Origin of the sequence: Burkholderia sp. Ac-20365, assembly GCF_017104715.1 — a bacterium.
Lineage (GTDB): Bacteria > Pseudomonadota > Gammaproteobacteria > Burkholderiales > Burkholderiaceae > Paraburkholderia.
Map to the genome: position 1 here is coordinate 133,718 of NZ_JAAGPI010000008.1, position 26,386 is coordinate 160,103.

22 protein-coding genes are annotated in these 26,386 nt (G+C 63.0%); 10 read left to right on the forward strand and 12 right to left on the reverse strand.

Annotation, left to right across the window (positions count from 1 at the left end):
- Positions 1-7: 7 nt before the first annotated feature.
- From G3O01_RS16700 to G3O01_RS16725, 6 genes are all read right to left on the reverse strand, one after another.
- On the reverse strand, positions 8-1,162 hold the full coding sequence (locus tag G3O01_RS16700; protein WP_205806245.1) for an enoyl-CoA hydratase/isomerase family protein: 1,155 nt from the start codon (positions 1,160-1,162) through the stop codon (positions 8-10).
- The gene (locus G3O01_RS16705) at positions 1,159-1,956 is read right to left on the reverse strand and encodes an enoyl-CoA hydratase (RefSeq protein ID WP_205806246.1); all 798 of its coding nucleotides are present in this window, start codon (positions 1,954-1,956) and stop codon (positions 1,159-1,161) included. Before G3O01_RS16705 ends, G3O01_RS16700 begins: the two co-directional genes overlap by 4 nt.
- Entirely contained in the window at positions 1,953-2,978 is a 1,026-nt protein-coding gene (gene mmsB, locus G3O01_RS16710; RefSeq protein WP_346779199.1) for a 3-hydroxyisobutyrate dehydrogenase, read from the reverse strand. The genes G3O01_RS16705 and mmsB overlap by 4 nt, the downstream gene beginning before the upstream one ends.
- Positions 2,979-3,664: 686 nt before the next feature.
- A complete protein-coding gene (locus G3O01_RS16715) occupies positions 3,665-5,194 on the reverse strand; it encodes a CoA-acylating methylmalonate-semialdehyde dehydrogenase (RefSeq protein WP_205806247.1) in 1,530 nt (509 codons plus the stop codon).
- A 65-nt stretch (positions 5,195-5,259) separates the two neighbouring features.
- The gene (locus G3O01_RS16720) at positions 5,260-6,975 is read right to left on the reverse strand and encodes an AMP-binding protein (RefSeq protein WP_205806248.1); all 1,716 of its coding nucleotides are present in this window, start codon (positions 6,973-6,975) and stop codon (positions 5,260-5,262) included.
- Between the two features lie 65 nt (positions 6,976-7,040).
- Complete coding sequence (locus G3O01_RS16725; RefSeq protein WP_205806249.1) at positions 7,041-8,174, reverse strand: acyl-CoA dehydrogenase; 1,134 nt, start codon at positions 8,172-8,174, stop codon at positions 7,041-7,043.
- Positions 8,175-8,418: 244 nt separating this feature from the next.
- On the opposite strand from G3O01_RS16725, the gene G3O01_RS16730 reads away from it, so the two are divergent.
- The 5 genes from G3O01_RS16730 to G3O01_RS16750 all read left to right on the forward strand — a co-directional run bounded on the left by G3O01_RS16730 (position 8,419) and on the right by G3O01_RS16750 (position 14,157).
- Complete coding sequence (locus tag G3O01_RS16730) at positions 8,419-9,480, forward strand: AraC family transcriptional regulator (RefSeq protein ID WP_205806250.1); 1,062 nt, start codon at positions 8,419-8,421, stop codon at positions 9,478-9,480.
- Positions 9,481-9,564: 84 nt separating this feature from the next.
- Positions 9,565-11,211 carry a nodulation protein NfeD gene (locus G3O01_RS16735; RefSeq protein ID WP_241024020.1) on the forward strand — a complete coding sequence of 549 codons (1,647 nt, stop codon included), beginning with the start codon at positions 9,565-9,567 and terminating at the stop codon, positions 11,209-11,211.
- Complete coding sequence (locus G3O01_RS16740; protein ID WP_205806251.1) at positions 11,208-11,987, forward strand: slipin family protein; 780 nt, start codon at positions 11,208-11,210, stop codon at positions 11,985-11,987. Before G3O01_RS16735 ends, G3O01_RS16740 begins: the two co-directional genes overlap by 4 nt.
- Positions 11,988-12,190: 203 nt before the next feature.
- The gene (locus G3O01_RS16745) at positions 12,191-12,451 is read left to right on the forward strand and encodes a DUF4148 domain-containing protein (RefSeq protein ID WP_205806252.1); all 261 of its coding nucleotides are present in this window, start codon (positions 12,191-12,193) and stop codon (positions 12,449-12,451) included.
- A 404-nt stretch (positions 12,452-12,855) separates the two neighbouring features.
- Complete coding sequence (locus G3O01_RS16750; RefSeq protein ID WP_205806253.1) at positions 12,856-14,157, forward strand: NCS2 family permease; 1,302 nt, start codon at positions 12,856-12,858, stop codon at positions 14,155-14,157.
- Positions 14,158-14,971: 814 nt separating this feature from the next.
- On the opposite strand, the gene G3O01_RS16755 is transcribed toward G3O01_RS16750, so the two are convergent.
- Both G3O01_RS16755 and G3O01_RS16760 read right to left on the reverse strand, forming a co-directional pair.
- The gene (locus tag G3O01_RS16755) at positions 14,972-15,262 is read right to left on the reverse strand and encodes a DUF1488 domain-containing protein (protein ID WP_205806254.1); all 291 of its coding nucleotides are present in this window, start codon (positions 15,260-15,262) and stop codon (positions 14,972-14,974) included.
- A 311-nt stretch (positions 15,263-15,573) separates the two neighbouring features.
- Positions 15,574-15,840 carry a DUF2964 domain-containing protein gene (locus G3O01_RS16760; protein WP_205806255.1) on the reverse strand — a complete coding sequence of 89 codons (267 nt, stop codon included), beginning with the start codon at positions 15,838-15,840 and terminating at the stop codon, positions 15,574-15,576.
- A 295-nt stretch (positions 15,841-16,135) separates the two neighbouring features.
- Between G3O01_RS16760 and G3O01_RS16765 the strand changes: the two genes are divergently transcribed.
- The 3 genes from G3O01_RS16765 (at position 16,136) to G3O01_RS16775 (ending at position 19,706) form a co-directional block, all read left to right on the forward strand.
- Positions 16,136-18,103, forward strand: a complete 1,968-nt coding sequence (locus G3O01_RS16765; protein WP_205806256.1) for a sigma-54-dependent Fis family transcriptional regulator — start codon at positions 16,136-16,138, stop codon at positions 18,101-18,103.
- 95 nt (positions 18,104-18,198) lie between these two features.
- Entirely contained in the window at positions 18,199-19,335 is a 1,137-nt protein-coding gene (locus G3O01_RS16770; protein ID WP_205806257.1) for a VIT1/CCC1 transporter family protein, read from the forward strand.
- Between the two features lie 5 nt (positions 19,336-19,340).
- Entirely contained in the window at positions 19,341-19,706 is a 366-nt protein-coding gene (locus G3O01_RS16775) for a 2Fe-2S iron-sulfur cluster-binding protein (RefSeq protein WP_205806258.1), read from the forward strand.
- Here G3O01_RS16775 and G3O01_RS16780 read toward each other — a convergent pair.
- The 3 genes from G3O01_RS16780 to G3O01_RS16790 all read right to left on the reverse strand — a co-directional run bounded on the left by G3O01_RS16780 (position 19,703) and on the right by G3O01_RS16790 (position 21,664).
- Entirely contained in the window at positions 19,703-19,900 is a 198-nt protein-coding gene (locus tag G3O01_RS16780; RefSeq protein WP_205806259.1) for a DUF1653 domain-containing protein, read from the reverse strand. The two genes, G3O01_RS16775 and G3O01_RS16780, sit on opposite strands and share 4 nt — an antisense overlap.
- Positions 19,901-19,962: 62 nt before the next feature.
- On the reverse strand, positions 19,963-20,607 hold the full coding sequence (locus G3O01_RS16785) for a PAS domain-containing protein (protein ID WP_205806260.1): 645 nt from the start codon (positions 20,605-20,607) through the stop codon (positions 19,963-19,965).
- Positions 20,608-20,698: 91 nt separating this feature from the next.
- On the reverse strand, positions 20,699-21,664 hold the full coding sequence (locus G3O01_RS16790; protein WP_205806261.1) for an ornithine cyclodeaminase family protein: 966 nt from the start codon (positions 21,662-21,664) through the stop codon (positions 20,699-20,701).
- Between the two features lie 1,006 nt (positions 21,665-22,670).
- Between G3O01_RS16790 and G3O01_RS16795 the strand changes: the two genes are divergently transcribed.
- Both G3O01_RS16795 and G3O01_RS16800 read left to right on the forward strand, forming a co-directional pair.
- A complete protein-coding gene (locus tag G3O01_RS16795; protein ID WP_205806262.1) occupies positions 22,671-23,450 on the forward strand; it encodes an ABC transporter substrate-binding protein in 780 nt (259 codons plus the stop codon).
- Between the two features lie 104 nt (positions 23,451-23,554).
- A complete protein-coding gene (locus tag G3O01_RS16800; protein WP_205806263.1) occupies positions 23,555-24,799 on the forward strand; it encodes an FAD-binding oxidoreductase in 1,245 nt (414 codons plus the stop codon).
- Positions 24,800-24,808: 9 nt separating this feature from the next.
- On the opposite strand, the gene G3O01_RS16805 is transcribed toward G3O01_RS16800, so the two are convergent.
- Positions 24,809-26,365: a methyl-accepting chemotaxis protein gene (locus G3O01_RS16805; protein ID WP_205806264.1), complete on the reverse strand. Its 1,557-nt coding sequence runs from the start codon at positions 26,363-26,365 to the stop codon at positions 24,809-24,811.
- Positions 26,366-26,386 lie beyond the last annotated feature (21 nt).

The window sequence follows — 26,386 nt, forward strand, 5'->3', positions numbered from 1 at the left end:
GCAGCCTTCATACGAGCGCCTGCTCCACGCCGAGATCGGCGAGCGGATGCGCCTGCGACCGCCACGGCGACGACAGGAAATGCCGCACGCGCTCGGGCCGGACTTCGGCGAGCGTCGCGGGCGCCCAGCGCGGCTTGCGGTCCTTGTCGACGAGATGCGCGCGCACGCCTTCGCTGAAATCGCCCTCTTCGATTGCGCGCGTGACGATACCCAGTTCCATCCGGAAACATTCGGCAAGCGTCATCTGACGGCCGCGCAACAGCGCGTCGCGCGTCACGTACAACATGGTCGGCGAATGTGAGGTCAGCGCGTCATACGTGGCTTGCAGCCATTGGCGCACCTCACGTGGATGCTCGCGCTCCAGATCCTGGCGCAGCGTCGCGACGATCCGCTCGATGCCCGAACGCCGATCGAAGTGACGCAGAATCAGTTGCGTGAACGCGCCGAGCCCCGCATGCGGCACGATGTTGCACGGCGGCTCGAACACGGTGCGCAACGCGCGCAGCAGATCGTCGGCGGCGACGTCGGCGGTCGCGATGCGCAGCAAGCGCTCTTCGAACGTATCGAGCCATTCGGACGGCACGCACAGATCGGCCAGCTGGAAACGTAGCGCTTCCGCGCCCGTCAGCGTCACGCCCGTCAGTCCGACATACAGTTCGATCTCGGCGGGCATCACGCTCAGAAAGCGCGTCGCGCCGACATCGGGCAGAAAACCGATGCGCGTTTCCGGCATCGCGATCTTCGTGCGCTCGGTGACGATGCGCAACCGCGCCGCCTGGCCGAGCCCCATGCCGCCGCCCATCGTGATGCCGTCGAGCAGCGCGACGACGGGCTTCGGAAACGTGTGCAACGCGTAATCGAGCCGGTATTCGTCGATGAAAAACTGCTGCCAGCCTTTTTCGTTGCGCTGACGCATGCCATACAGCGCGCGCACGTCGCCGCCCGCGCAAAAGCCTTTCGCGCCCGCGCCGCGCAGCACGATGGCGGCGATCTCGCTGTCGGTGCGGCAGCGTTCGATCAACACGGCCAGTTCGCGCACCATCTCGTGCGACAGCGCGTTCAGCGCAGCGGGCCGGTTCAGCGTGACGATCGCGACGCGATTGACGACGCGAAACAGCACATCCGGCTCACGCACGCTTTCTTCGTTGAGAACAGCGCTCATCGCTGCGACTCCTTCGCCTGCGCGCCCTGCCATTTCGGTGCACGTTTTTCGAGGAACGCGTTGACGCCCTCGCGCTGATCCGCGCCATCGAACAGATCGACGAAACGCTCGCGCTCCACGGCGAGCGCGGCCGAACGCGGCACGCCGTTGCGCGTCTGCTGGATCAATTCCTTGCTGAACGTGACGGCTTGCGGGCTCAAACCCGCGACACGCGCGGCCATCTGCAATGCGAACTCGCGCGCCGCGCCCTTCTCGACTACTTCTTCGACGAGGCCGATGCGCAGTGCCGTCGCCGCATCGACGCGCTCGCCGGTCAGCACGATGCGTTTCGCCCAGCCTTCGCCGACCAGCCACGGCAGCGTCTGCGTGCCGCAGCCACATGGCAGCAGACCGACCGCCGTTTCCGGCAAGGCCATCACCGCGTGCTGCTCGGCGACGCGGATATCGCACGCCAGCGCGCATTCGAGCCCGCCGCCCATTGCATAGCCGTTGATCGCCGCGATCACGACGGGCCGCGCATTTTGCAGCGTCTCGAAAGCGGCGCCGAAGCGCGCGGCAGCGATGCGTGCGACTTCCTTGTTGCCGTCGGCGAAAGTATTGAGATCGGCGCCCGCGCTGAAGAACTTCGGGCCGTCGCCCGTGATGACGATAGCGCGCACTTGCGGTTCGCCGTTCAGCCGTTCGATAGTGTGTTGCAACTGCAGCAGGCCATCGGGCGTGAATGCGTTTGCGGGCGGGCGCTTGAGGGTCAGCAACGCGACGCTGCCGTCGTGCATGTAGTCGAGTTCGATCATGATGCGTCTGGGTCCTTGCGATACAGCTTGATGACGGCTGAGAAGTCGAGCTTGCCGGCGCCTTTTGTGCTCATCGTCTGATAGAGCTGCTGGGCGAGCGCGCCGAGATAGACGGGTTGTTGCGCCTGTTTCGCGGCGTCGGTGGCGAGGCCGAGGTCTTTGAGCATCAGGTCGGTGCCGAAGCCGCCGGTGTAGCCGCGCGTCGACGGCGCGGTTTCGATCACACCGGGGAACGGGTTGTAGGTGTCCGAGCTCCAGCAACGGCCCGTCGATGTATTGATGATGCCGCCGAGCACTTTCGGGTCGATGCCGAGTTTTTCGCCGAGCGCCATGGCTTCGGAGACGCCGGCCATCGTGATGCCTAGCACGAGGTTATTGCAGATTTTTGCGACCTGGCCGGTCGAGGTGTCGCCGCAATGGACGATGTTTTTGCCCATTGCTTGCAGGATGGGTTTGACCTGTTCATAGGTCTGTGTCGTGCCGCCGACCATGAACGTGAGTGTGCCGGCTGTGGCGCCGCCTGTGCCGCCGGATACCGGTGCATCTACGAATGTGTTGCCGGTTTTGTTTGCCAGTTCGGCGAAGGTTTTTACGCTGGCGGGGTCGATGGTGCTCGAGTCGATAATCGGTACATTCTTCGCGATGCCCGCGAGGATGCCTTCTTCTCCTGTGAGTACCGCTTTTACGTGCGCTGCCGCTGGGAGCATTGTGACGACGCATTCTGCGTCGGTTGATGCTTCCTTTGGTGTTTTTGATGCTCGCGCGCCGGCTGTTTTTAGTGCTTCTACTGCTTCCGCGTTCAGGTCGAAGACGTTTAGTTGGTGCCCCGCCTTCAGCAGGTTTAGCGCCATCGGCGCGCCCATGTTGCCCAGTCCTATGAAGCCGATTTTCATTTGATACGTCTCCTGTGGTTTGCTGTGCTTTTGGTTTGTCTTGCGACGGCTTTGGTGGTTTGCTTTTGTTTTCGCTTTTGTTTTCGCTTTCGCTTTCGCTGGCATCCGCGATGAGCCTTCGTACTTCACACGTCGCCCCTGTGCGGGGCGGCACTTACTTTCTTTGCCGCCGCAAAGAAAGTAAGCAAAGAAAGCGGGCTAACACCGCCCGTTCTTGACCTCCGCCTGAGGGCCCCCAACAGTTCCTCCACTTCACACGGCAACCTCTCAGTCCCCGCCCGTTGCCAACGCTCCGAATAAACGCCTCACCCGCTTCGCACGCCCGCGTCCCCACACGCGCGATCAATTTGCCCACGTTCTATAGCGGCAAACTGTGTGTAGGCTATCGCGGCTTATGCGCTCCACTCCGGACTGAAAAGCACGAGCGGTGCCGTAAGAGCGCTGAGGGGTGAAGCACTACGACCTACACACAGTTTGCCACCTGGGCGGCCGTAACCATTTGCTGCCGTTTGCTGCGTTACGGGTGATTGAAGTGGGTGACGCATTCATTCAAAGCGCTAGTAACTAGCATCAACAAGAGCGTTGTCGCGTGAAGGATAAGAACCGTTGGGGGCCCTCAGGCAAGAATTAGCACTGGCGGTGTTAGCGGCTTTCTTTTGCCTACTTTTCTTTGCCGCGGCAAAGAAAAGTAGGTGCCGCCCCGCACAGGGGCGACGCATGAACAAGGCAAAACACATCGCGGATGCCAGCAAAAGCCAAAAGCAAACCACCCAGCGTCGCAAGACAAAACCAAACCAAAAACCAAACCCAGACCCTTACTTAAGACTAATAGTGGTATTCACCCCATCCCCCACAGTGGCATCATCAAACCACCGCGCGGTAACAGTCTTGGTCTGCGTATAGAACTGCACAACCTGTTTGCCGTATGGCCCCAGATCCCCAAGCTTCGATCCACGGGAACCGGTAAAACTAAAAAACGGCACCGGCACGGGAATCGGAATATTGATCCCAACCTGTCCAACATCGATCTCACTCTGAAACTTCCGCGCGGCAGCGCCGCTCTGCGTGAAGAGCCCCACCCCATTGCCCATCGGGTTGCTGTTCACCAACGCGATTGCATCGTCCAAAGTGGGAACCGTCATCACACACAGCACCGGCCCGAAGATCTCAGTCCGGTACACATCCATCTCAACATTGACATCACTAAAAATCGTCGGCCCAATGAAATTGCCGGCCTCGTAGCCCGGCACACTAACACCACGTCCATCCAGCGCGAGCGTTGCGCCCTCTTTAACGCCAGCCTCGATCAATCCAAGAACCCGCTCTTTCGCAGCTCGCGAAACCACCGGCCCGATATCCGTCTTCGGCTCATGACCGGCATTCACCTTCAACGTCTTCGCCTTCTCCACAAGCTCCGGCAACCAGTCCTTCGACGCCCCCACCAGCACGACGACAGATGTCGCCATACACCGCTGCCCTGCAGCACCAAAACCGGCGCCAACCAGCGCATTCAAGGTCTGTTCGCGGTTCGCATCGGGCAACACGACCGCATGATTCTTCGCGCCCATCATCGATTGCACACGCTTGCCGTGCTGGCTGCCCAGGTTGTACACATGCGTGCCCACCGCCGTCGATCCGACAAACGAAATCGCCTTTACCAGCTCATGCGTGCACAACGCATCCACCACATCCTTGCCTCCATGCACGACATTCAACACGCCCTTCGGCACGCCCGCTTCGATCGCCAGTTCGACCAGTTGCATCGTCGATAGCGGATCCTGTTCCGAAGGCTTCAGCACGAACGTGTTGCCGCAGACGATCGCCATCGGGAACATCCATAGCGGAATCATCGCGGGGAAGTTGAACGGCGTAATGCCGGCGCACACACCGACCGGCTGGCGCAACGTGTACGTATCGACGCTGCCCGCCACGTTCTCCGCGAATTCGCCCTGCTGCAACGTACCGATCGAACACGCATGCTCGACCACTTCGAGACCGCGGAAAATGTCGCCCTCGGCATCGGGCAAGGTCTTGCCCTGCTCGGCCGTCAGCGTCTTCGCAATGCGCGGCATGTGCTCGCGGATCAACGCCTGATACTTCAGCATGATGCGCATGCGCGCACCGATCGGCGTGTTCTTCCAGGTCGCGAACGCCGCGTACGCCGAACGGATCGCTGCGTCCACTTCCGCCTTCGTCGCGAACGGCACGCGTGCGAGTACCTCTTGCGTCGCGGGATTCACGATGTCGCGCCATTCGGTCGCGTTCGACTCGACGAACTCGCCATTGATCAACAGCTTGACGGTGTCGACCTTGCGGCCGGCCAGAGTCGAAGGATTTGCGCTCATGCTGGATGTCTCCTGAAGTAGGTATCGGTGGCTTGACTGATGCTTACGTGCCGATCAGTTGCCGCTCAGTTGCCATTTCCGTTGCGAAGCTCGGGGAAGTCCTCTTCCCAATACTCGTCCGGCATCCGTGCCGGCTCGGCGGTGCGTTCCAGTTCGCGCCGTCGCAGTTCGACGCGGCGGATCTTGCCGGAGATCGTCTTCGGCAGATCGCTGAATTGCAGGCGGCGAATACGTTTGTACGGCGCGAGTTTTTCACGCGAAAAGCGGAATACGTCGCGCGCCAGTTCGGGGCCGGCTTCGAAGCCGTGTCGCACGGTCACGAACGCTTTCGGCACGGACAGCCGCAGCGGATCGTTGCTCGGCACGACGGCCGCTTCCGCAATCGCTTCGTGCTCGATCAGCACGCTTTCCAGCTCGAAGGGACTCAGCCGGTAATCGGAGGACTTGAACACGTCGTCCGAGCGGCCCACGTACACGAGATAACCGTCGTCGCGTCGCATCGCGACATCCGACGTGTGGTAGTAGCCGTTGCGCATCGCCTGTTCGGTCGCCTTCGCGTTGTTCGCGTAGCCCGTCATCAACCCGAGCGGACGATGCGCGAGCGGCAATGCAATTTCGCCTTCCGTCACGGGATGATCGTCGGCATCGACGAGTTCGACCCGATAGCCCGGCAACGGCCTGCCCATCGAGCCCGGCACGACCGGCTGTCCCGGTGAATTACCGATCTGGCAGGTGGTCTCCGTCTGCCCGTAGCCGTCGCGGATCGTGATGTTCCATGCATGCCGCACGCGCTCGATGATTTCCGGGTTCAACGGCTCGCCCGCACCGACGATCTCGCGCAGCTTCACCGCATACGACGCGAGCGGCTCCTGCACGAGCATGCGCCACACGGTAGGCGGCGCGCACAGCGTCGTGACATTGAAGCGCACCAGCACGTCGAGCGTTTCCTTGGGCACGAAGCGCGCGAAGTTGTAGACGAACACGCACGCCTGCGCATTCCACGGCGCGTAGAAGCAGCTCCATGCATGCTTCGCCCAGCCGGGTGAACTGATGTTCCAGTGAATGTCGCCGGGTTGCAGGCCGATCCAGTACATGGTCGACAGATGGCCGACGGGATAGCTCTGATGCGTATGTTCGACTAGCTTCGGTTTCGACGTCGTGCCCGACGTGAAATACAGCAGCATGGGATCGGCAGCGCGCGTAATGCCTTCGGGCGTGAACGTCGCAGAGCATTCATACGCGGCGGCGATATCCGTCCAGCCTTCACGCGGCGCGCCAACCGAGATGCGCCTGACCGGCGTATCCAACGTATTCAACGTGTCGAACTTGCCCGTCTCCGCGCTATCGACCACGACGAAATTCGCGCCGCCAATCTGCACGCGGTCGCGCACATCATCCGGCGACAGTTGCGTCGTAGCGGGCAGCACGATCGCGCCGAGCTTCATCGAAGCGAGCATCACGTCCCACAACTCGACACGATTCGGCAGCATCAGCAGCAGCCGGTCGCCACGCCCCACGCCCAGCCCGCGCAGAAAATTCGCCATACGCGACGAACGCTCCGACATCTGCGCGTACGACAGTTTCAGCCCTTCCTGCGCGGGATCATCGACGATCCATAGCGCCGGGTTGTCGTTGCCTCTCGCGACGACGTCGAAGTAATCGAGCGCCCAGTTGAATTCGCCGAGCGCCGGCCATCTGAATTCGCTGTACGCGCGCTCATAGTCCGTGCGATGGCGCAACAACAGGTCGCGCGCGTCGATAAAACTTTGGGCTGCTGTCATCGTTGTCTCCAGTCCCTCTGGCGAGTGAGGCGCGTCATGCGCTCTATTGGCCGATTATTCTGCGCTCAAACGTGCCGCGCGATAACCATTCTTTGTACTTCGCTCGTTCCTTCGTAAATCTGCGTAATCCGCGCGTCACGATAGTGCCGCTCTACAGCGTAATCCTCCAGATAACCATAGCCGCCATGAATCTGGATCGCCTTCGAGCACACTTCCTCAGCGACTTCCGACGCATACAGCTTTGCCTGCGACGCTTCCGACAGACACGGCTTGCCCGCGCTACGCAGCCGCGCCGCGTGATGCACGAGCAGACGCGCCGCGTTCAGACGCGTCGCCATATCGGCGAGCATATTGGCGATGGTCTGATGCTCCTTCAGCGCCTTGCCGAACTGGATGCGCTCGTTCGCGTAGCCGCGCGCTGCGTCGAACGCTGCACGCGCAATGCCGAGCGCTTGCGCCGCAATGCCGATGCGTCCGCCTTCGAGATTCGACAGCGCGATGCGCAAGCCTTCGCCCGGCGCGCCAAGGAGATTTCCTTCCAGCACAGCGCAATCGTCGAGTGAAATCGGGCAGGTATCCGACGCGCGAATGCCGAGCTTGCTTTCAGGTCGCCCGACGTTGAAGCCGGGCGTATCCGTCGGCACGATGAAGGCCGAGATGCCGCGCTTGCCGGCGTCGGGATCGGTGACGGCGAACACGATCGCGATACTCGCGCGCGCGCCGTTCGTCACGAACTGCTTGCTGCCATTGAGGATCCACTGACCGTCGCGCAGCACAGCGCGCGTGCGGAGATTGTTCGCCTCGCTGCCCGCGTGCGGCTCGGTCAGGCAGAACGCGCCGATGCGCTTGCCCGTCGCGAGGTCGGCAAGATAGCGGTCTTTCTGCGCGTCGGTGCCGAAGTTCAGAATCGGCCCGCAGCCGACGGAGTTGTGCACGCTCATCAGCGTCGCGCACGCGGCGCAGCCGGCGGCAATTTCTTCGAGCGCAAGCGCGTAAGCGGTGTAGTCGGTGTACGAGCCGCCCCATTCGGGCGGCACGATCATGCCGAGAAAGCCGAGTTCGCCCATCTGTGTGACGACGTCCGCGGGCAACTGGCCGTCGCGGTCCCATTGCGCCGCGTTTGGCGCCAGGCGTTCGAGCGAAAAATCGCGTGCGGCGTCGCGGATCATCCGCTGCTCGTCGGTATAGAACTCGTCCATGTGTGTCTCGCTCCATGTCTTCTGCGCGCCTGCTGCACTGCACATACGGCGCGTCTGCTGGAGCCCAGTGTAGGCGGCGCGAACGCGGGATTCGATGCCGGGTCCGCTCAATCTGCGTGAGCGCATTTGCCATAACGGGACACCGGACGCCGTCGCAATGCGGCAGAATGGCGGTACCGACGGGCACCCACGCCGCACGTCGTGAGCGCATTTACCAGAATCCACTGAACACGATCTCGCGAGAATGAAAGCAGAAAAAGGCACGATCTCCGTCAGTCTCGTCGAGGAAACGCTGGCGCTCGCCCGCGCGCGCGGCGTCGACGTGCTGCCGATCATCGATGCAGCAGGCATCGCGCCGCCAATGCTCGCGAGCCCGAAAAGCCGCGTGACGCCGGCGCAGTACGGCGCGCTGTGGGCCAACATCGCCCGCGCGCTGGACGACGAATTCTTCGGCCAGGATTCCCACGCGATGAAAAGCGGCAGCTTCATCGCGATGACGCAAATGGCGCTGACGGCGCGTAACGGCGGCCAGGCGCTCACGCGCGCGGTCAACTTCATGCGTCTCGTACTCGACGACATGAGCGTGCAGATCGTCACGCACGACGACCGCGTGCGGCTCGCGTTCACGCAACGCGACGGCACGCCGCAACCGGCGATGTTTGCCTACGCAACGTACTTCATCCTCGTCTACGGCCTGGTGTGCTGGCTGGTCGGGCGGCGCATTCCGCTGATCGAGGCACGCTTTCGCTGCACTGAACCGGCCGACGCGCACGAATACCGGCTGATGTTCTGCGACGATCTGTCGTTCGGACAGAGCGAGTCGTATGTCGATCTCGCGCCGGACTTCCTGGAGCTGCCCGTCGTGCAGACCACGAAGTCCGTCAAACCCTTCCTGCGCGACGCGCCCGCGAGCTTCATCATCAAGTACCGCAATCCCGGCTCGCTGGCGGCGCGGGTGCGCAAGACGCTGCGCGCGCTGCCGATGACCGCGTGGCCCGGCTCGGACGAGATGGCGGAGCGCCTGCACGTCGCCGAAGCGACGATGCGGCGTCATCTGAAGCAGGAGGGCTATACGTATCAGGCGATCAAGGACGATCTGCGGCGCGACATCGCGATTGCACAGTTGCAGCGCGGCGGACAGCCGATTGCCGATATCGCGGCGATGCTCGGCTTCGCCGAACCGAGTGCGTTTCACCGGGCGTTTCGCAAGTGGACGGGGATGCGGCCGGCGGACTATCGGGCCGTCAACGCGCACGCGGCGGGCGCGGGTATCTCCCGCCGCGCGGAACTCGCGGAATCCGACTAAGCTTAAGACAGGCCAGCTCTTTCAGGCCAGGCGCACCGCCACGCGAACGCGATCCGTCGCGGCGCAGCGCGCCGGCCGTCGACGATGGGAACGTACCGGCTTCTCCCGATCCGGCTAGCGGGTTCGCAATGCGCGCGCGGTCGTGCGGGCGGCGCTTTTCTCGCCGCCGATGGCCGTGCTGCGCGGGCTAGCCTCTCACGCGTCATTTTTAACGCCGCGGACAAGCTGTTGCGGCAGGCGCTGACGCTCGCTTGCATTTTCTTCGCCGCCACACAGCTCGCCCCTTGCGCACGCGCCGAGCAATCGCCCATCGCGCCCGGCAGCGTGGTCGTGATTCCCGTCGCGGGCGCAATCAGCCCCGCCACCGCCGATTTCATCGTGCGCGGCCTCGCCCGTGCAGCCGAAGAGCACGCGCAACTCGCCGTCCTGCAACTCGATACACCGGGCGGCCTCGACACGTCGATGCGGCAGATCATCAAGGCGATCCTCGCGTCGCCCGTGCCCGTCGCGACATATATCGCGCCAGGTGGCGCGCGCGCCGCGAGCGCGGGCACCTATATCACCTATGCCAGCCACATCGCGGCGATGGCGCCGGGCACCAATCTCGGCGCGGCATCGCCGGTGCAACTGGGCATCGGCGGCCAGGATGCGCCCAAGCCCGGCCAGCCGCCCGCGCTGCCGGGTGCGACGCCCGGCTCCAGCCCGGCCGCGAAGGACAATGCGGCCTCCGGCGCGCTGCCGATGGACAGTCAATCGACGGAACTGCGCAAGCAGCTTCAGGACGCGCAGGCGTATATCCGCGGCCTCGCGCAATTGCGCGGCCGCAACGTCGACTGGGCCGAGCGCGCGGTGCGCGAAGCCGTGAGCCTGTCGGCGCACGACGCGCTCGAACAGAAGGTGGTCGACCTGATTGCGCGCGATCTGCGCGATCTGCTGCGGCAGGTCGACGGCCACACCTACGACACGGCCGCCGGCCCGCAACGTCTGACGACCGCGCACGCGCCCATCGTGACGCTCGAGGCCGACTGGCGCAGCCATTTCCTCGCCGTCATCACCGATCCGAACGTGGCCTTGATCTTGCTGATGATCGGCATGTATGGCCTCTTCTTCGAGTTCGCGAACCCCGGCTTCGTCCTGCCCGGCGTGGCGGGCGCAATCAGCCTGTTGCTGGGCCTGTTCGCGCTGCAGTTGCTGCCCGTCAACTACGTGGGTCTCGGTCTCATCTTTCTCGGCCTGGCGTTTCTGATCGCCGAAGCCTTCCTGCCGACGTTCGGCACGCTGGGTTTCGGCGGGATAGTCGCGTTCGCGATCGGCGCGCTGATGCTGATCGACACCGACGTGCCCGGCTACGGCATTCCACTGCCGATGATCGCCGCCGTCGTCGTATTCAGCGTGCTGTTTATCTTCGGCGTGTCGGGTCTCGTGCTGCGCTCGCGCCGGCGGCCCGTGGTGACGGGCGCGGAGGCGATGATCGGCAGCGTCGGCGTAGTGCTCGACGACGGCCTCATCGCCGACGACACCGATCAGCCGCGCGCCGACAGCCCGCAGGACAGCCTGTTGCACGGCGAGCCGCAGCGCGTCGGCTGGGCGCGCGTGCATGGCGAACGCTGGCGCGTGTGCAGCACCGCCCCGCTCGCGGCCGGTCACGCCGTGCGCGTCACGGGGCGGCGCGGCCTGATGCTCACCGTGGTTCCCGCCAGCAATGCATCACAACAGGGAGAACGCACATGATCGGTTTCACTTTCGGCTTTGGCAGCATCCTGATTCTTATGGCGATCATTCTGGTCGCGTCCTCGGTGCGCGTGTTTCGCGAGTACGAGCGCGGCGTGGTGTTCATGATCGGCCGCTTCTGGAAGGTCAAGGGGCCGGGGCTCGTGCTGATCATTCCCGTCGTGCAGCAGGTCGTGCGCATGGATCTGCGCACCGTCGTGTTCGACGTGCCGCCGCAGGACGTGATTACGCGCGACAACGTGTCGGTCAAGGTAAATGCCGTCGTCTATTTTCGGGTCGTCGACCCCGAGCGCGCGGTGATTCAGGTGGCGAAATACTTCGAGGCCACCAGCCAGCTTTCGCAGACCACATTGCGCGCGGTGCTCGGCAAACATGATCTCGATGAATTGCTCTCCGAACGCGAGCAGCTCAACACCGACATCCAGCGCGTGCTCGATGCACAGACGGATGCGTGGGGCATCAAGGTATCGAATGTCGAAATCAAGCATGTCGATATCAACGAGACGATGATTCGCGCGATTGCGCGTCAGGCGGAAGCCGAACGCGAACGGCGCGCGAAGGTAATTCATGCCGAGGGCGAGTTGCAGGCGTCGGAGAAACTGTTGCAGGCAGCCCAGATGCTCGCGCAACAACCGCAGGCAATGCAATTGCGCTATCTGCAGACACTGACAACCATTGCCGCCGACAAGAATTCGACTATTGTGTTTCCGCTACCTGTCGATCTGTTGACGGCCGTGCTCGACCGCATGGGCAAACCGTCTCAGCATATGGGCTAGCGACACCGCATGGATGAGGAATGCTTGCGTGCGAATCTCTCTCAAACGTTCGATCACGCAAGCGTGCGGAGCATGCATGAACCACGCCGCTGGCACTTCATTGGACGCAAAGTGAGCAACGGTTCATTTCATTTACGATCCTTACCCATTGCGAATACAGAACCTAGAATAAAGGGGTCATCCTAATCTTTCAGGCCCTAGCCATGAAGCTGATTCCTCGTATTGTTGTCGGTGCGCTCGGTGCGCTTATGGGCGTCGCAGCTGTTTCGTCTGCATTTGCGCAAACATCGCGCGCCTATGATCAGAACACGCCCAAGACCCGCGCCGAAGTGAAAGCGGATCTCGTCGAATGGCGCAAGGCAGGCTACGATCCGCTCGACTGGATCAATTATCCGGCCAATGCGATTGCGGCGGGCCGTATCGTCGCGCAGCATCGCGCGCAGGCGCAAGGCACGCAACAGTAATACCGGTCGGCCGAATGCATGACACGCGGGAATCGCGCGTGTCATGGCTTGCATTGCGCAACGTCAAGTCTGACGTGATACTGCGCGCCACCTTTGCGATATCGCAAAGCGTTTTCCCTGCCCTGCCTTTCTTCCCGTTCCCCTCGTAATCCGGCCTGATGCGCCGCGTCAGGTATCATCACGCCCCTTCGCCAGCAAATTCGCATCGATGCGCCGCCTGTCGCTGCGGCGGACCGTGCTCGCGCGCCGGGTGTTGCATCGGCTCAACGCGCGGGCGGGTCAAATGCGGTATTTGCTGACCAATCGTGATTAAATCCGCCCGTGGCGTCACGATCACACGGATGCGGCATAAGTAGCAAACAAACGCTTACGAACGACATTTCAAACGACGAGAGACTCGGCTCATGGACTCCGTAAAACGGTATTTCGGCTTTGACGAAGCAGGCACGACCCTGCGTGTGGAAGTGCTGGCAGGGCTCACCACCTTCCTCACAATGGCCTACATCATCTTCGTCAATCCGGCGATCCTCGGCGATGCGGGCATGCCCAAAGAGTCGGTATTCGTCGCGACCTGCCTGGTGGCGGCGCTCGCATCGCTCATCATGGGCTTCTACGCGAACTATCCGATTGCCTGCGCCCCCGGCATGGGCCTGAACGCGTACTTCGCGTACACGGTCGTCAAGGGGATGGGCTTCACGTGGCAGGCGGCGCTGGGCGCCGTGTTCATCTCGGGCTGCCTGTTCATGATCGTCACGCTGTTCCGCGTGCGCGAGGTGATCGTCAACGGCATTCCGCATTCGATCCGCGTCGCGATCACCGGCGGCATCGGCCTCTTTCTCGCGATCATTTCGCTGAAGACGGCGGGCATTGTCACGGGCAATCCGGCGACGCTCGTCACGCTCGGCAATCTGCATGACCCGCACGTCGTGCTGGCGATCATCGGCTTCTTCGCGATCGTGATGCTGGATGTGCTGCGCGTACGCGGCGCGATTCTGATCGGCATTGTCGGCGTCACGATTCTGAGCTTCTTTTTCGGCGGCAACGAGTTCCACGGGATCGTATCCGCGCCGCCCTCGATTTCGCCGACGCTACTCCAGCTCGACGTCAAGGCTGCGCTGTCGACAGGCGTAGTGAATGTGATTCTGGTGTTCTTCCTCGTCGAACTGTTCGATGCGACGGGCACGCTGATGGGTGTGGCGAATCGCGCGGGGTTGCTGGTGCACGGCAAGATGCATCGGTTGAATCGCGCGTTGCTGGCGGATAGTACGGCGATTCTCGCCGGGTCTGTGCTGGGTACTTCGTCGACGACGGCTTATATCGAGAGTGCTTCGGGTGTGCAGGCTGGTGGGCGTACGGGTGTCACCGCTATTACCGTTGCCGTGCTGTTCCTGCTTGCGCTGTTTTTTGCGCCGCTGGCGGGGGTTGTGCCGGGTTATGCCACGGCGCCGGCTTTGCTGTATGTGTCCTGTCTGATGTTGCGTGAGATGGCTGATCTGCCTTGGGATGATGCTACTGAGGTTGTGCCCGCGGCGCTGACCGCTTTGATGATGCCCTTTACGTATTCCATTGCTAATGGCGTTGCGTTTGGGTTTATTTCTTATGCTGGTTTGAAGTTGCTTACGGGTCGTGCTCGTCAGGTCAAGCTCGTTGTCTGGATTATTGCTGCTGTGTTTTTGTTTCGGTTTTTTTATCTGGGATCAGAGTAGGTTTTTTGGTTTTGTGTCTGCGACGCTGGTTGGTGTTCTAGCTTTTCGCTGGCATCCCGTGGGCTTGGGTTTGTCTTGCGACGCTGGTTTGGTTTTTCTGGGTTTGCGGTGGCATCCGCGATTTGCCGTCGTGCTTCACGCGTCGCCCCTGTGCGGGGCGGCACCTACTTTTCTTTGCCGCGGCAAAGAAAAGTAGGCAAAAGAAAGCCGCTGAACACCGCTAATCCTTGTTCCCGCCTGAGGGCCCCCAACGGGTCCTCCGCTTCACACGGCGTTCTGCCATGCAATGCCCGTTGCCAGCGCTTTGAACAGGCGCCTCACCCACTTCATGCTCCCGCGTCACGGCACGCGTTGTCGAATTGGACACGTCCTTTAGCGGCAAACTGTGTGTAGGCTTTCGTGGCTTACGCGCACTCACTCCGGACTGAAAAACACGAGCGGTGTCGTAAGAGCGCCGACGCGTGAAGCACTACGCCCTACACACAGTTTGCCACCTGGGCGGCATCAACCATTCGCTGCCGCAGGCGGCACTACGGGTGATTGAAGTGGGTGAGGCGATTATTCGAAGGCTGGCAACGAGCGTGGACTGAGAAGTTGCCGTGTGAAGGATAAGAACCGTTGGGGGCCCTCAGGCGGTGGTCAAGCACGGGCGGTGTTAGCCCGCTTTCTTTGCTTACTTTCTTTGCGGCGGCAAAGAAAGTAAGTGCCGCCCCGCACAGGGGCAACGCTTGAAGCAGGCAAGACAAAACGCGGATGCCAGCGCAAAGGCCAGAAGAACCTGAACAACCCAGCCCAGCCCTGCGCAGCAAAAACCCTAATTCCGCCAATTAGCCTCATAAAACCGCACATACCCGCTACGCAGCACAACACACTGCGCGCGCGTCTCAGACAAAAGCCGCCGCGTAGCGGCTTCGATCCTCTCGCGGTGCGTAGAAAACGCCCCCACCATGTCTTCGAGTCGCGGCGATGCCGCCCCGAAGTGATCCTCCAGAGCCTCGGCGGTGATCATGCATTCCACCCTCTGCCCATCGACCATAGCCGGAAATGCCAGTGTGAGCTCGCGCCCCGAGTACTCAGGAGCTTCTTTCGGGAAATTGATCTGCATGGGAACACCTTGGTCGAACGGACACCACCGAGGACCGCGCGTGCCCCTGTTCACACCTCCGTTATGGATCGCAGCGCGGGCTGTCAGCCACGGACACACGCCGTCATCGCGCGTACCGCAACTGATCTCAACACTGTAGACGACTTCCGGCGCGCCGCAAGTTTTGTTTCGCCACACGCCAGCATGGTGCCGCCATGCACCCGGAAACAGCACCAATCAATCCGACACCCACCTCACATCAAGGGCAATTGCCTACGCACAAGCCCTCGAAAATGCGGCACCGCAGCGTAATGTCGCGCGTACGGACGCGTCTAGAACTGCGTCGGCAGATGATGATGATGTTCGTGCGGCCCGACGTCGTCGGCGGGATGCCCGGGCGGCGTCTTGCCTGGCAGATCGTGCGGCCACAGCGTGAGCATCGTCACGCAACCGACGATGCCGATCGCAATCGCAATCACGCCCGCCCAGATCTCGTTGTCCAGATAGTTCAGCGAACCGTGGATCGACAGCCCGATACCGCCCAACGCAATGAACACCGACAGCGTGGCGAGGACGACTCTCAACTCCGTGCGCACCATGACGTTCTCCTCGAAATGGCGCTGGCCGGGACCGTGATGGACGTAGTCCCAGTGCCGGCACGCGGCGCGAACGCGTGCCTGTCTACGATCATTGCACTTCTGCGCCAGAAGGCAAGCGGAACACGCGCTACGCGTCCTCCTGTAAGATGGTTCGGCATGAGCCGGCACAGACCGGCTGCGTTCCCTGTCGTCACAGCTTTCGTCGGACCTTCAGTGTTGCAGCGCGCAAAGTCGCCAGTGCGCAGTCCACCTTAGAAAGCCGCGCGCAAGACGCGCACAACATCGGAGACATGCAGTGACCCAACGTTCCGTCACGCCGTCCGTCACGGTTCGCGCCGACGTGCTCGCGCAGGCGCATGCGCGCTCGCGCGACTTCGGTCTGCGCGCGTCCGAGGCGCCCGACTTCCATCCGCTGCGTCCGCTCGCGCTGCGCGATCTGGTCGAATGCAACCGCTCGCTGTATGCGCATGCATTGCCCGTGATGGAAACGCTGCATGCGCAGATCGTCGACACGGAAAGCATGGTCCTGCTCACCGACAGCAACGGCGTGATCCTGCACAGTCTCGGCGACAGCGATTTCGTCGAGAAAGCCAAGCGCGTCGCGTTGTGTCCGGGTGTGTCGTGGTCCGAAGCGCATCGCGGCACGAACGCTGTCGGCACGGCGCTCGCAGACGGCCAGCCGACCGTCGTGCACGGCGGCGAGCACTTTCTCGAAGCCAACCGCATCCTCACCTGCTCGTGCACGCCGATTGCCGATCCCTATGGCCGCACGATCGGTGCGCTCGACGTGAGCGGCGACCCGCGCGCTTCTCACAAGCACACGCTGGCGCTGGTGCGCATGTCGGCGCAGATCATCGAAAACCAGCTGTTCGCGAACCAGTTCGGCAGTGCTGTGCGCATTCGCTTTCACGCGCGTAACGAGTTCATCGGCACGCTGTTCGAAGGGCTCGCAGCTTTTGGCGGCGATGGCATGCTGCTCGCCGCGAATCGCAGCGCCCTCTTCCAGTTCGGCCGGCCGCTCGACACGCTGCTCGGCCAACCATTCGAAATGCTGTTCGGCACCGCGTTTCCCGTCGTGCTGCAACAGGCGTCGCGCGCACCCGGCGAATGCCTGACGCTGATGTTGCCCAGCGGCGTGCGCGTGCTCGCACGCGCCGAATATCCAGCACGTCCCGCGTTTTCCGCCGATTCAAGCGGCCCGCGCGCGACCACGCCCGCCACGTCCGCCGCGGCCGTTTCGGTGCCGCTCAAACCGCGCGCCGCCGCAATCACCTTCGCCACACTCGACACCGGCGACGCCCGTATGGCCGCAGTGCTCAGCCGCGTCGAGAAAGTGCGCGGCCGCGACATTCCGCTACTCGTGCTCGGCAAGACAGGCACCGGCAAGGAATGGCTCGCGCGCGCGATGCATGAAGAATCGCCGCGTCGCAATGCGCCGTTCGTCGCGGTCAATTGCGCGTCGCTGCCCGATACGCTGATCGAAGCGGAACTGTTCGGCTACGAAGACGGCGCGTTCACGGGCGCAAAAAAACGCGGCAACGTCGGCAAGATCGTGCAGGCCGACGGCGGCACGCTGTTTCTCGACGAAATCGGTGACATGCCGCTCGCGCAGCAGGTGCGTCTGATGCGCGTTTTGCAGGAACGCAGCGTCGTGCCGCTCGGCGGAACGCGTGCGGTGCCGGTCGATGTGCGTATCGTCTGCGCGACGCACCGCAACCTGCGCGCGATGATCGAGGAAGGCACCTTCCGCGAAGACCTTTATTACCGGATCAACGGCCTCGTCGTCACGTTGCCCGCGCTCGCCGAGCGAACAGACTTACCCGTGCTGGTCGAGCGGATTCTGGCGCGTCTGCGCAGCGACGAACCCGACAGCGAGCAGATGCCCGTCCGTGTATCCGAGGAAGTGCTCGTGTGCTTCGCGCGCTGCCGCTGGCCGGGCAATCTGCGGCAACTGGCGAACGTGTTGCGCACGGCGGGCATCATGGCCGAAGGCGCCGCCGAAATCGATCTCGAACATTTGCCCGACGATTTCCTGCACGACTGCGAGCCGCTCGGTCACGGTATGCACGGCGAGCCGCCGCGCGCGCTGGCGACGGTGGGCTCGCCCTCACCGGCGCAGCCCGCGCGCATGGAAGAACTGCAGGCGACACTGATCGAGCAGACGCTCGCGCGCAACAACGGCAACATCTCCGCGGCGGCGCGCGAACTGGGCCTCGCGCGCAATACGGTCTACCGCTACATGCGGATGCGCACCACTCACTGAACACATCTGTCACGCCGTGGCCCGCAGCGCGCCGGGCCGCGCTGCGTTAAGCTTCGTCCTGACCCCACCACATCGCTCCCGTCGCGCATCAACGGATGGCTTCCCGGCACGAACTCAAACGCTTTCGCACCAATCTCGCCGACGAACTCGACAGCGCCGCGCTGTACGAGACGCTGTCGCGCGTCGAAAAAGATCCGAAGCGCCGCACGCTGTTCACGCAACTGGCGAGCGCCGAACGCGTGCATGCAAATGTGTGGGCCAACAAGCTGCATGCGAATGGCGTGCGCGTGCCGCCGCATCGCTACAGCCTCAAGACGCATCTGATGCGCGGCCTGATCCATACGCTCGGGCCGACGTTCGTGTTGCCGTCGCTGGCCGCCGCCGAATACGCGGACCGCGACAAATACGCGAACCAGCCCGATGCCGCGCAACTGTCGAAGGACGAGCAGCATCATGCCGCCGTGATGCAGCAGATCGTCGAAGACGTCAAAGGTCGCAAGGAAGCGCCGTCGAAAGGTGCGCAGATCGCGGCCGCCGAGTCGTGGCACCGGAACGTGACATCCGGCAACGATCTGCGCGCCGCCGTGCTCGGCGCCAACGACGGGCTGGTGTCGAACTTCTGCCTGATCATGGGCGTCGCGGGCGCGGGCACGAGTAACAAGGCGATCCTGCTGACGGGGCTGGCCGGGCTGATCGCGGGCGCGTGCTCGATGGCGCTCGGCGAATGGCTGTCGGTGACGAATGCGCGCGAACTGGCGCGCACGCAGATCGCGAAAGAAGCCGACGAGATCGAACACACGCCCGAAGCCGAGGAGCATGAGCTGGCGCTGATTTTTCAGTCGAAAGGTATCGATGCGGACGAGGCGAAGCGTGTCGCCGAACAGGTGATGCGCGACAAGCAGAAAGCGCTCGATACGCTGACGCGCGAAGAACTCGGCCTCGACCCTTCGGAACTGGGCGGCAATCCGTGGACGGCGGCGGGCGTGTCGTTCTGCCTGTTCTCGCTGGGCGCGATCTTTCCGGCGATGCCGTTTCTGTGGTCGCACGGCACGCCCGCCATCGCGCAGTGCATCGGGTTGAGCGCGTTCGGGCTGGCAGCCGTCGGCGTGTTCACGTCGCTTTTCAATGGACGCAGCGCCGCGTTCTCGGCGTTCCGTCAGATCGTGATCGGGATGATCGCGGCGGCGTTCACGTTCGGCGTCGGAAGACTGCTGGGCGTATCGCTGTCGTGAATGCCATGAACGATAAAGAGACCTGCCGCAGCGCGCCCAATGAAGGCGAAGAACGGACTTTCACGGTACGCGTCGAGCCGCTCGGCCACACATTCGAGGCGCCCGAATCGCTCACGGTGCTCGAAGCCGCTGGTTTCGCAAATCTGAATCTGCCGCGTATGTGCCGCAACGGGACGTGCCGAACCTGCCTGTGCCGGCTGGAATCAGGCAGCGTGCGCTATACGATCGAATGGCCGGGCGTGAGCCCGGAAGAGAAGGCGCAGGGTTATATCCTGCCGTGCGTGGCCGTCGCGCAAAGCGATCTCGTGCTCGACGTGCCAGACGCCGAAATCGCGCCGGCGCCGAGCGCGCCGCCCGTCAGAAGGTTCTAGTTGATCGGCGCAAAACGCTGCACCGTCTGGCCTTCGTGCTCGATCATCTCGAAGAACACCGACGCCGGCCGCGTCCAGATGCTGCCGTTGTCAGCGCGATAGACGATCATCGTCACGCTCGGATCCGATTCGAGCGTCGCCTCGCAGATGAATTCGTAGATGCCGCCTTTGTAATGTCGATAACGCACGGTCACGGTCGTTTCCTCACAGATTCCTGAATGAACAAAGCAGTCGCTGAAGCAGCGCGCGGCCAGCTTCAGCTCGCGCCCTCTTTCATCTGCTTCAGGTGCTTATAGACCGTTGCACGCCCCATGCCAAGCACGTTCGCGACATAGTTCGCCGAGCTCTTGCCGCGAAACGCGCCTTCCGCGTAGAGCGCTTCGACGAGTTCGCGCCGATGCTCGCGCGTGAGCCCGTTCAGGCCGATCTGCCGCTCGCTCAGCCAGCTGTGCAGGAACGTGTTGATGCGCTCCTGCCAGTCGTCGCGGAACAGCTCTTCCGGCTGGGCGACGATGCCCGCGCCCTTGATGAACAGGTCCAGCGTGGAGCGCACATCCTCGAACACGGCGATGTTGAAGTTGATGCACAGCATGCCCGCCGGCTGCCCGCTATCGTCGAACAGCACGTTGCTCACGCAGCGCATGCGGCGGCCGTCCCAGTTGAGCTTTTCGTATGGACCGATCACGCGCTCGCGGGCCGAATGTTCGGTTTCTTCCAGCGCGGAATCGTCGCCGATTTCCCGCTTCGACAGATTGTTCGCGAGATACAGCACGGTCTGATCATGCAGATCGTGAATCACGACTTCCGCGTACGGGAAGAACAGCGCGGCGATGCCGTCCGCGATGGGCGCGTAGCGGGTCAGCAGCAGATCCTTGACGGGAGACGTGTTCTTCTTGCGCATCGGCGGGCTTGGCGGTCTTTGCAGAGTCTTCTTCGTGGTGCCGCTGGGTCTGGTTCACTCGACGTGCAGCGGCGGCTGATCGACATTGTATCTATTGTGCCTGGCCTTCACGATTCGTCAGAAAGCGGTAAAGCTCGCTGGCAATCGCCACGTCTTCGAGGCCGAGGCCGATCGAGCGGAAGAACGCGTGGCGCGCGTAGGTCGGGTTCTCACAGGTGCCTGCGAGCAGCGACGGCAGATCGCCCTTCACCTTGTCCGCCGACCAGCCGTGTTGCGCGGCGAGCTTCATTTCGCCGGCGCTCGCGGGCGTCGTCGCGCGATAGTCGCAGTAGACGTCCAGCTCGGGCAGCCATGCGGGATCGATCTCATGCGCGTTCGCGGCGTTCGTGCTGATCGAGGTGATGAGCGCGGGTTTCGTCAGCGCGTCGCGCGGCAAGACTGGCGTGCCTGACGAGGTGCACAGCATGACGACGTCTGCGTCCTTCACGCAGGCTTCGATGGTTGCGCTGATCGTCGCGCGCGAGTCGGCGGCCTGGACGGCGGTGCGCTTTTCTTCATTGGCGGCGAGATCGCGCGAGTAGACCTGTATCGATTCCCACGCGCGCAGCGGCGCGACATGCCGCAGATGCGCGATACCAACAGCGCCCGCGCCGACGATTGCCAGCCGCTTCGCATCGGCGCGCGCAAGCTGGTCGACGGCGAGTGCCGTCGTGCCCGCTGTGCGTTCGGTGGTGAGCAGGCCGGCGTCGCACCACAACAGCGGCTGGCCTGTTTCCATCGACATGAGTGCTGTCCACGCCGTGATGATCGGCTTGTCGTTCGTCACGATGTATGGCGACAGCTTCGCGCCGAATACCTTTGCGTCGGAGAGTGCGCCGAGATAGGTGATGAAATCGCCTGCGTTGTTCGGGAATAGCGTGAGCGTCTGCGGCGGCTGCACGGCTTCCGATCGCGCGAGTGCGCGGAACATCGCGGTCAGCGCACGGCTTGTGTTGAGTGCCGGGAGCGCCCGGCGGACGGCCTGTTCGTCGGCGACGAGTGGTAAGGCAGTGGTCATTGATTCATCTCCTGAGTCGGTCGGCGCCAGGCGCAATTGGCAGAATGTAGACTTATAGTCTACCTGAGACTTTTCTATTCTGGACGGAAAAGTCTCATATCGAGGGGGAGGTTTATCTGCGATGCTGGGTTGGTTTGCTTTTGTTTTCGCTGGCATCCGCGATTTGCTTCTGGTTTGCTTTTGTTTTCGCTGGCATCCGCGATGCGCCTACGCGGCGCAGGCGTTGCCCCTGTGCGGGGCGGCACTTACTTTCTTTGCCGCCGCAAAGAAAGTAAGCAAAGAAAGCGGGCTAACACCGCTAATTCCTGTTCCCGCCTGAGGGCCCCCAACAGTTCCTCCGCTTCACACGGCGTTCTGCCATTCACTGCCCGTTGCCAGCGCTTCGAACTGGCTCATCACCCGCTTCATGCTCCCGCGTCACTGCACGCGTTGTCGAATTGGACACGTCCTTTAGCGGCAAACGGTGTGTAGGCTTTCGCGGCGTACGCGCATCACTCCGGACTGAAAAGCACGACCGGTGTCGTAGGAGCGCTGAGGTGTGGAGCACTACGACCTACACACAGTTTGCCACCTGGGCGGCGGTGACCATTCGCTGTCGCTGGCTGCGCTACGGGTGATTGAAGTGGGTGAGGCGCTCATTCAAGGCGCTGGCAACGGGCATTGCATGGCAGGACGCCGTGTGAAGTGGAGGAACTGTTGGGGGCCCTCAGGCGGAGGTCAAGAACGGGCGGTGTTAGCCCGCTTTCTTTGCTTACTTTCTTTGCGGCGGCAAAGAAAGTAAGTGCCGCCCCGCACAGGGGCAACGCCTGCGCCGCGTAGACGCATCGCGGATGCCAGCGAAAACAAAAGCAAACCACTCAAAGCGTCGCGAAGACAAAACCCAACCAAACCCTGCCCCAAAAACAGTATTTTTGACCACTAGACTCAAATAGTCTATAAAGTCCATACTAGACTTTAAATCCACAAACACCCCACGCAGCGCGTGGCCTAACCGACAGGAACCGTCATGACCCTGAAGCTCTCCTTCGCCGCCGCCGTCCTCGCGATGACAGCGGGCGCCGCCTGCGCGCAATCATCCGACACGCTGCGTTTCGGTATCGAAGCCGCCTATCCTCCGTTCGAAAGCAAGACCGCGACGGGCCAGCTTGAAGGCTTCGACATAGACGTCGGCAACGCTGTCTGCGCAAAGATGAAAGTGAAATGCGTATGGGTCGAAAACGCGTTCGACGGCCTGATCCCGGCACTGCAGGCGCGCAAGTTCGACGTGATCAACTCGGCAATGAACATCACGGCCAAGCGCAAGGAAAGCATCGCGTTCACGCCGCCTATCTACGTCGTGCCGATCGTGATGATCGCGAAGCGCGGCTCCAGCCTGAAGCCCGATGTGAAGAGCCTGCAAGGCAAGCACGTCGGCGTGCTGCAGGGCTCGTCGCAGGAAGACTTCCTGAAGAAGTACTGGGCCAACGCGGGCGTGCAGGTCGTGTCGTATCAGGACCAGGATCAGGTCTACGCGGACCTCGTCGCAGGCCGGCTGGACGCCGCCGTGCAGGAAGCACAGACGGCACAGGACGGTTTCCTGGGCAAACCGGCGGGCGCGGGCTACGAGATGGTCGGCGAGCCGCTGAAAGATCCGGCGACGCTCGGCGAAGGCACGGGCTTCGGTCTGCGCAAGGGCGACAAGGCGCTGCAGGCAAAGGTCGATGCCGCGCTCGCCGACCTGAAGAAGGACGGCACGCTGACGGCGCTCTCGCAGAAGTACTTCAAGCGCGACATTATCGCGAAGTGATACGCTGCTGGGCCGGAGCCGCCGGCTTCGACCCGATGCGCGAGCGCGTGGCGACACGCGCTCGTTGCGCTTCCGAGGCATCAACACACAGAGTTTCGATCGTTATGGATTTCGACGTTATCGTGCTGGGCGCCGGCATCGTCGGCGTGTCGTCGGCGCTGCATCTGCAGGATCGCGGACGGCGCGTTGCGCTCGTCGACCGGCGCGCGCCAGGCGAGGAAACGAGCTTCGGCAATGCGGGGTTGATCGAGCGCTCGTCGATCGTGCCGTACGGTTTTCCGCGCAAGCTCGGCACGCTGCTGCGTTACGCGCGCAATCAGTCGACGGATCTCTATTGGGACTACAAGGCGCTGCCCGCATTCGCGGGGTGGCTCGCGCGCTTCTGGTGGGAATCGTCGCCGCAGCGTCTCGCGGCCGCCGCGCGCGACATGATGCCGTTGATCGGCGCGTGCGTGGACGAACACGACAAGCTGATCGCGCGCGCGGGCGTCGGCGCGCTCGTGCACGACGGCGGCTGGATCGAGGCGTTTCGCACCCGCGAGGCGTTCGAGCGTGAAGCGAAGCTGTCGGAAGACGCGATTCGCGAACACGGTCTGCACGTGCGCGTGCTCGACACCGCTGCGCTGTGTGCGCAGGAAGCGTCAATCGGTGAAGGCATTTGCGGCGCGATTCACTGGAAAGATCCGAAGAGCGTGATGAATCCGGGCGCGCTGGTGAAAGGCTATGCGCGCCTCTTCGAAATGAACGGCGGCACGTTCATCCAGGGCGATGCGACGAGCCTGCGCGCATCGGGTGATGCGTGGACGGTTGAAACGCAACAAGGCACGCTCAGCGCAAAGGAAGTCGTGCTCGCGCTCGGGCCGTGGTCCGATACGGTATTCGGGCCGCTCGGCTATCGCATTCCGCTGCGAGCCAAGCGCGGTTATCACATGCATTACCGGCCCGCACGGCAGATGTTGTCGTTACCAGTCGTCGATACCGAACGCGGCTATGTGATCGCGCCGATGGACGGCAATCGCCTGCGCCTGACGACAGGCGTCGAGATCGCCGAACGCGGCGCGCCGCCGACAGGCATTCAGCTCGAACGCGTCGAACCGCTCGCGCGGGCGACGTTTGGGCTGGGCGAACGCGTCGATGAAAAACCGTGGCTCGGCATGCGGCCCTGCACGCCGGACATGCGGCCTGTGATCGGTCCGGCGCCGCGTCATCGCGGGCTGTGGTTCGCGTTCGGGCACAACCATCATGGGCTGACGCTTGGGCCTGTGACAGGACGGCTGCTCGCGGAGATGATGACGGGCGGGCAGACGTTCACCGATCCGCGGCCTTATCGGGCGGAGCGGTTTGGGTGAGCGCCCAACTCACGCCAACACCTCCCCCTCCACCCTGAACGCCGCCGTCAGTTCACTCAACCGCTTCGCCTCATCCGCCAGCGCGGCCGCGGTCGCCGCGTTCTCCTCGACGAGCGCGGCATTCTGCTGCGTCACTTCATCCATCTGCGTGACGGCGAGGCTCACTTCCTTGATGCCGTCGCTTTGCTGCTGCGACGCCGTCGCGATCTCGCTGACGATCTTCGCGACACGCGATATCGCCGCTTCGATCTCGCGAATCGTTTCGCCCGCGCCGTTCGCGATCTGCGCGCCATGCGCGACCCGCGCGGTCGAATCCGCGATCAGCACGCCGATCTCCTTCGCGGCCGCCGCCGAGCGTTGCGCGAGACTGCGCACCTCGCCCGCAACGACCGCAAAGCCGCGCCCTTCCTCGCCCGCCCGCGCCGCCTCGACGGCTGCGTTCAGCGCCAGAATGTTGGTCTGAAACGCGATCCCTTCGATCGCCGTGATGATGCCCGTCATCCTTGAAGAGCCGGCGTCGATCGCATGCATCGTCTCGACGAGACTGCCGACGGCTTCGCGCCCGCGCGCCGTCATCGACGACGCATCTTCGGCCAGCTGGTTCGCGTGCTGCGCATTCTCGGCGTTCAGCTGCACCGTCGACGTCAGTTCGTCCATCGCCGCCGCCGTCTGTTCGAGCGACGCGGCCTGCTCTTCCGTACGCTGCGACAGATCGAGATTGCCTGCCGCAATCTGTTGTGTCGCGGCCGCGATCGAATCGGAGCCTTTGCGCACCGTCGTGATCGTCGCGCCGAGCTTGTCCTGCATCGTCGCGAGACCGTGCAGCAGCGTGCCCATTTCATCCTCGGAACGGATCGCGACGCGCGTGCGCAGTTCGCCCGATGCAATCGCGTCGAACTGGCCGAGCGCATCGCGCATCGGCGACATGATCGCGCGGCGCAACGCGCGCCAGCTCAGAAACGCGACGCCCAGCCCAACCACAATGCTCGCGATACACGCCGTCAGCAGCGCCTTGAAGGTTGCCGTCGAATGGTCAGCGGCCTGCTGCGCGGCATCGTCCAGATACTTTTCGAGCGCGCCCTGGCTCGCGTTCATTGCCGAATACAGGCCGATCAGATGATTCGCACGGCTTTCGTCCATCCAGCTCGTGTCGCCGCTGCCAATCGCCTGGATCAGCTGGTCGATGCCGTCGCGCAGCACAGCCGTGCGTCTGGTATCGAGATCGTCGGTGAGTTGCTGCAGTTCGGGCGTCTTCGGCAGTGCGCGGAACTCGGACCATGCCTTGTCGGCGTCGCCCAGCAGGCGCTTCGCGCGGTTCAGCTGTTCGGTGAGTTGCGGCGAATGCGGATTGCTCATCGCCCAGTCGAGGCCGAAGCGCGCCCGCGACATCGCCGTCCCCGAGCGGCCGAGCGCGACCACCGACGCGAAATTGACCTCATAGGCTTCGCGCTGCGCCCGGTTGCTTTTCGCCATGCCGAAAATGCCGAGCGCGCCCGTCGCGATCAGCAGCACGCCGAGAAACGCGATCGTCGTCGCAATCCGGGCGTTGATGGTCAAGGTCTTCATGTCGTCTGGTCTCTCGCAGTC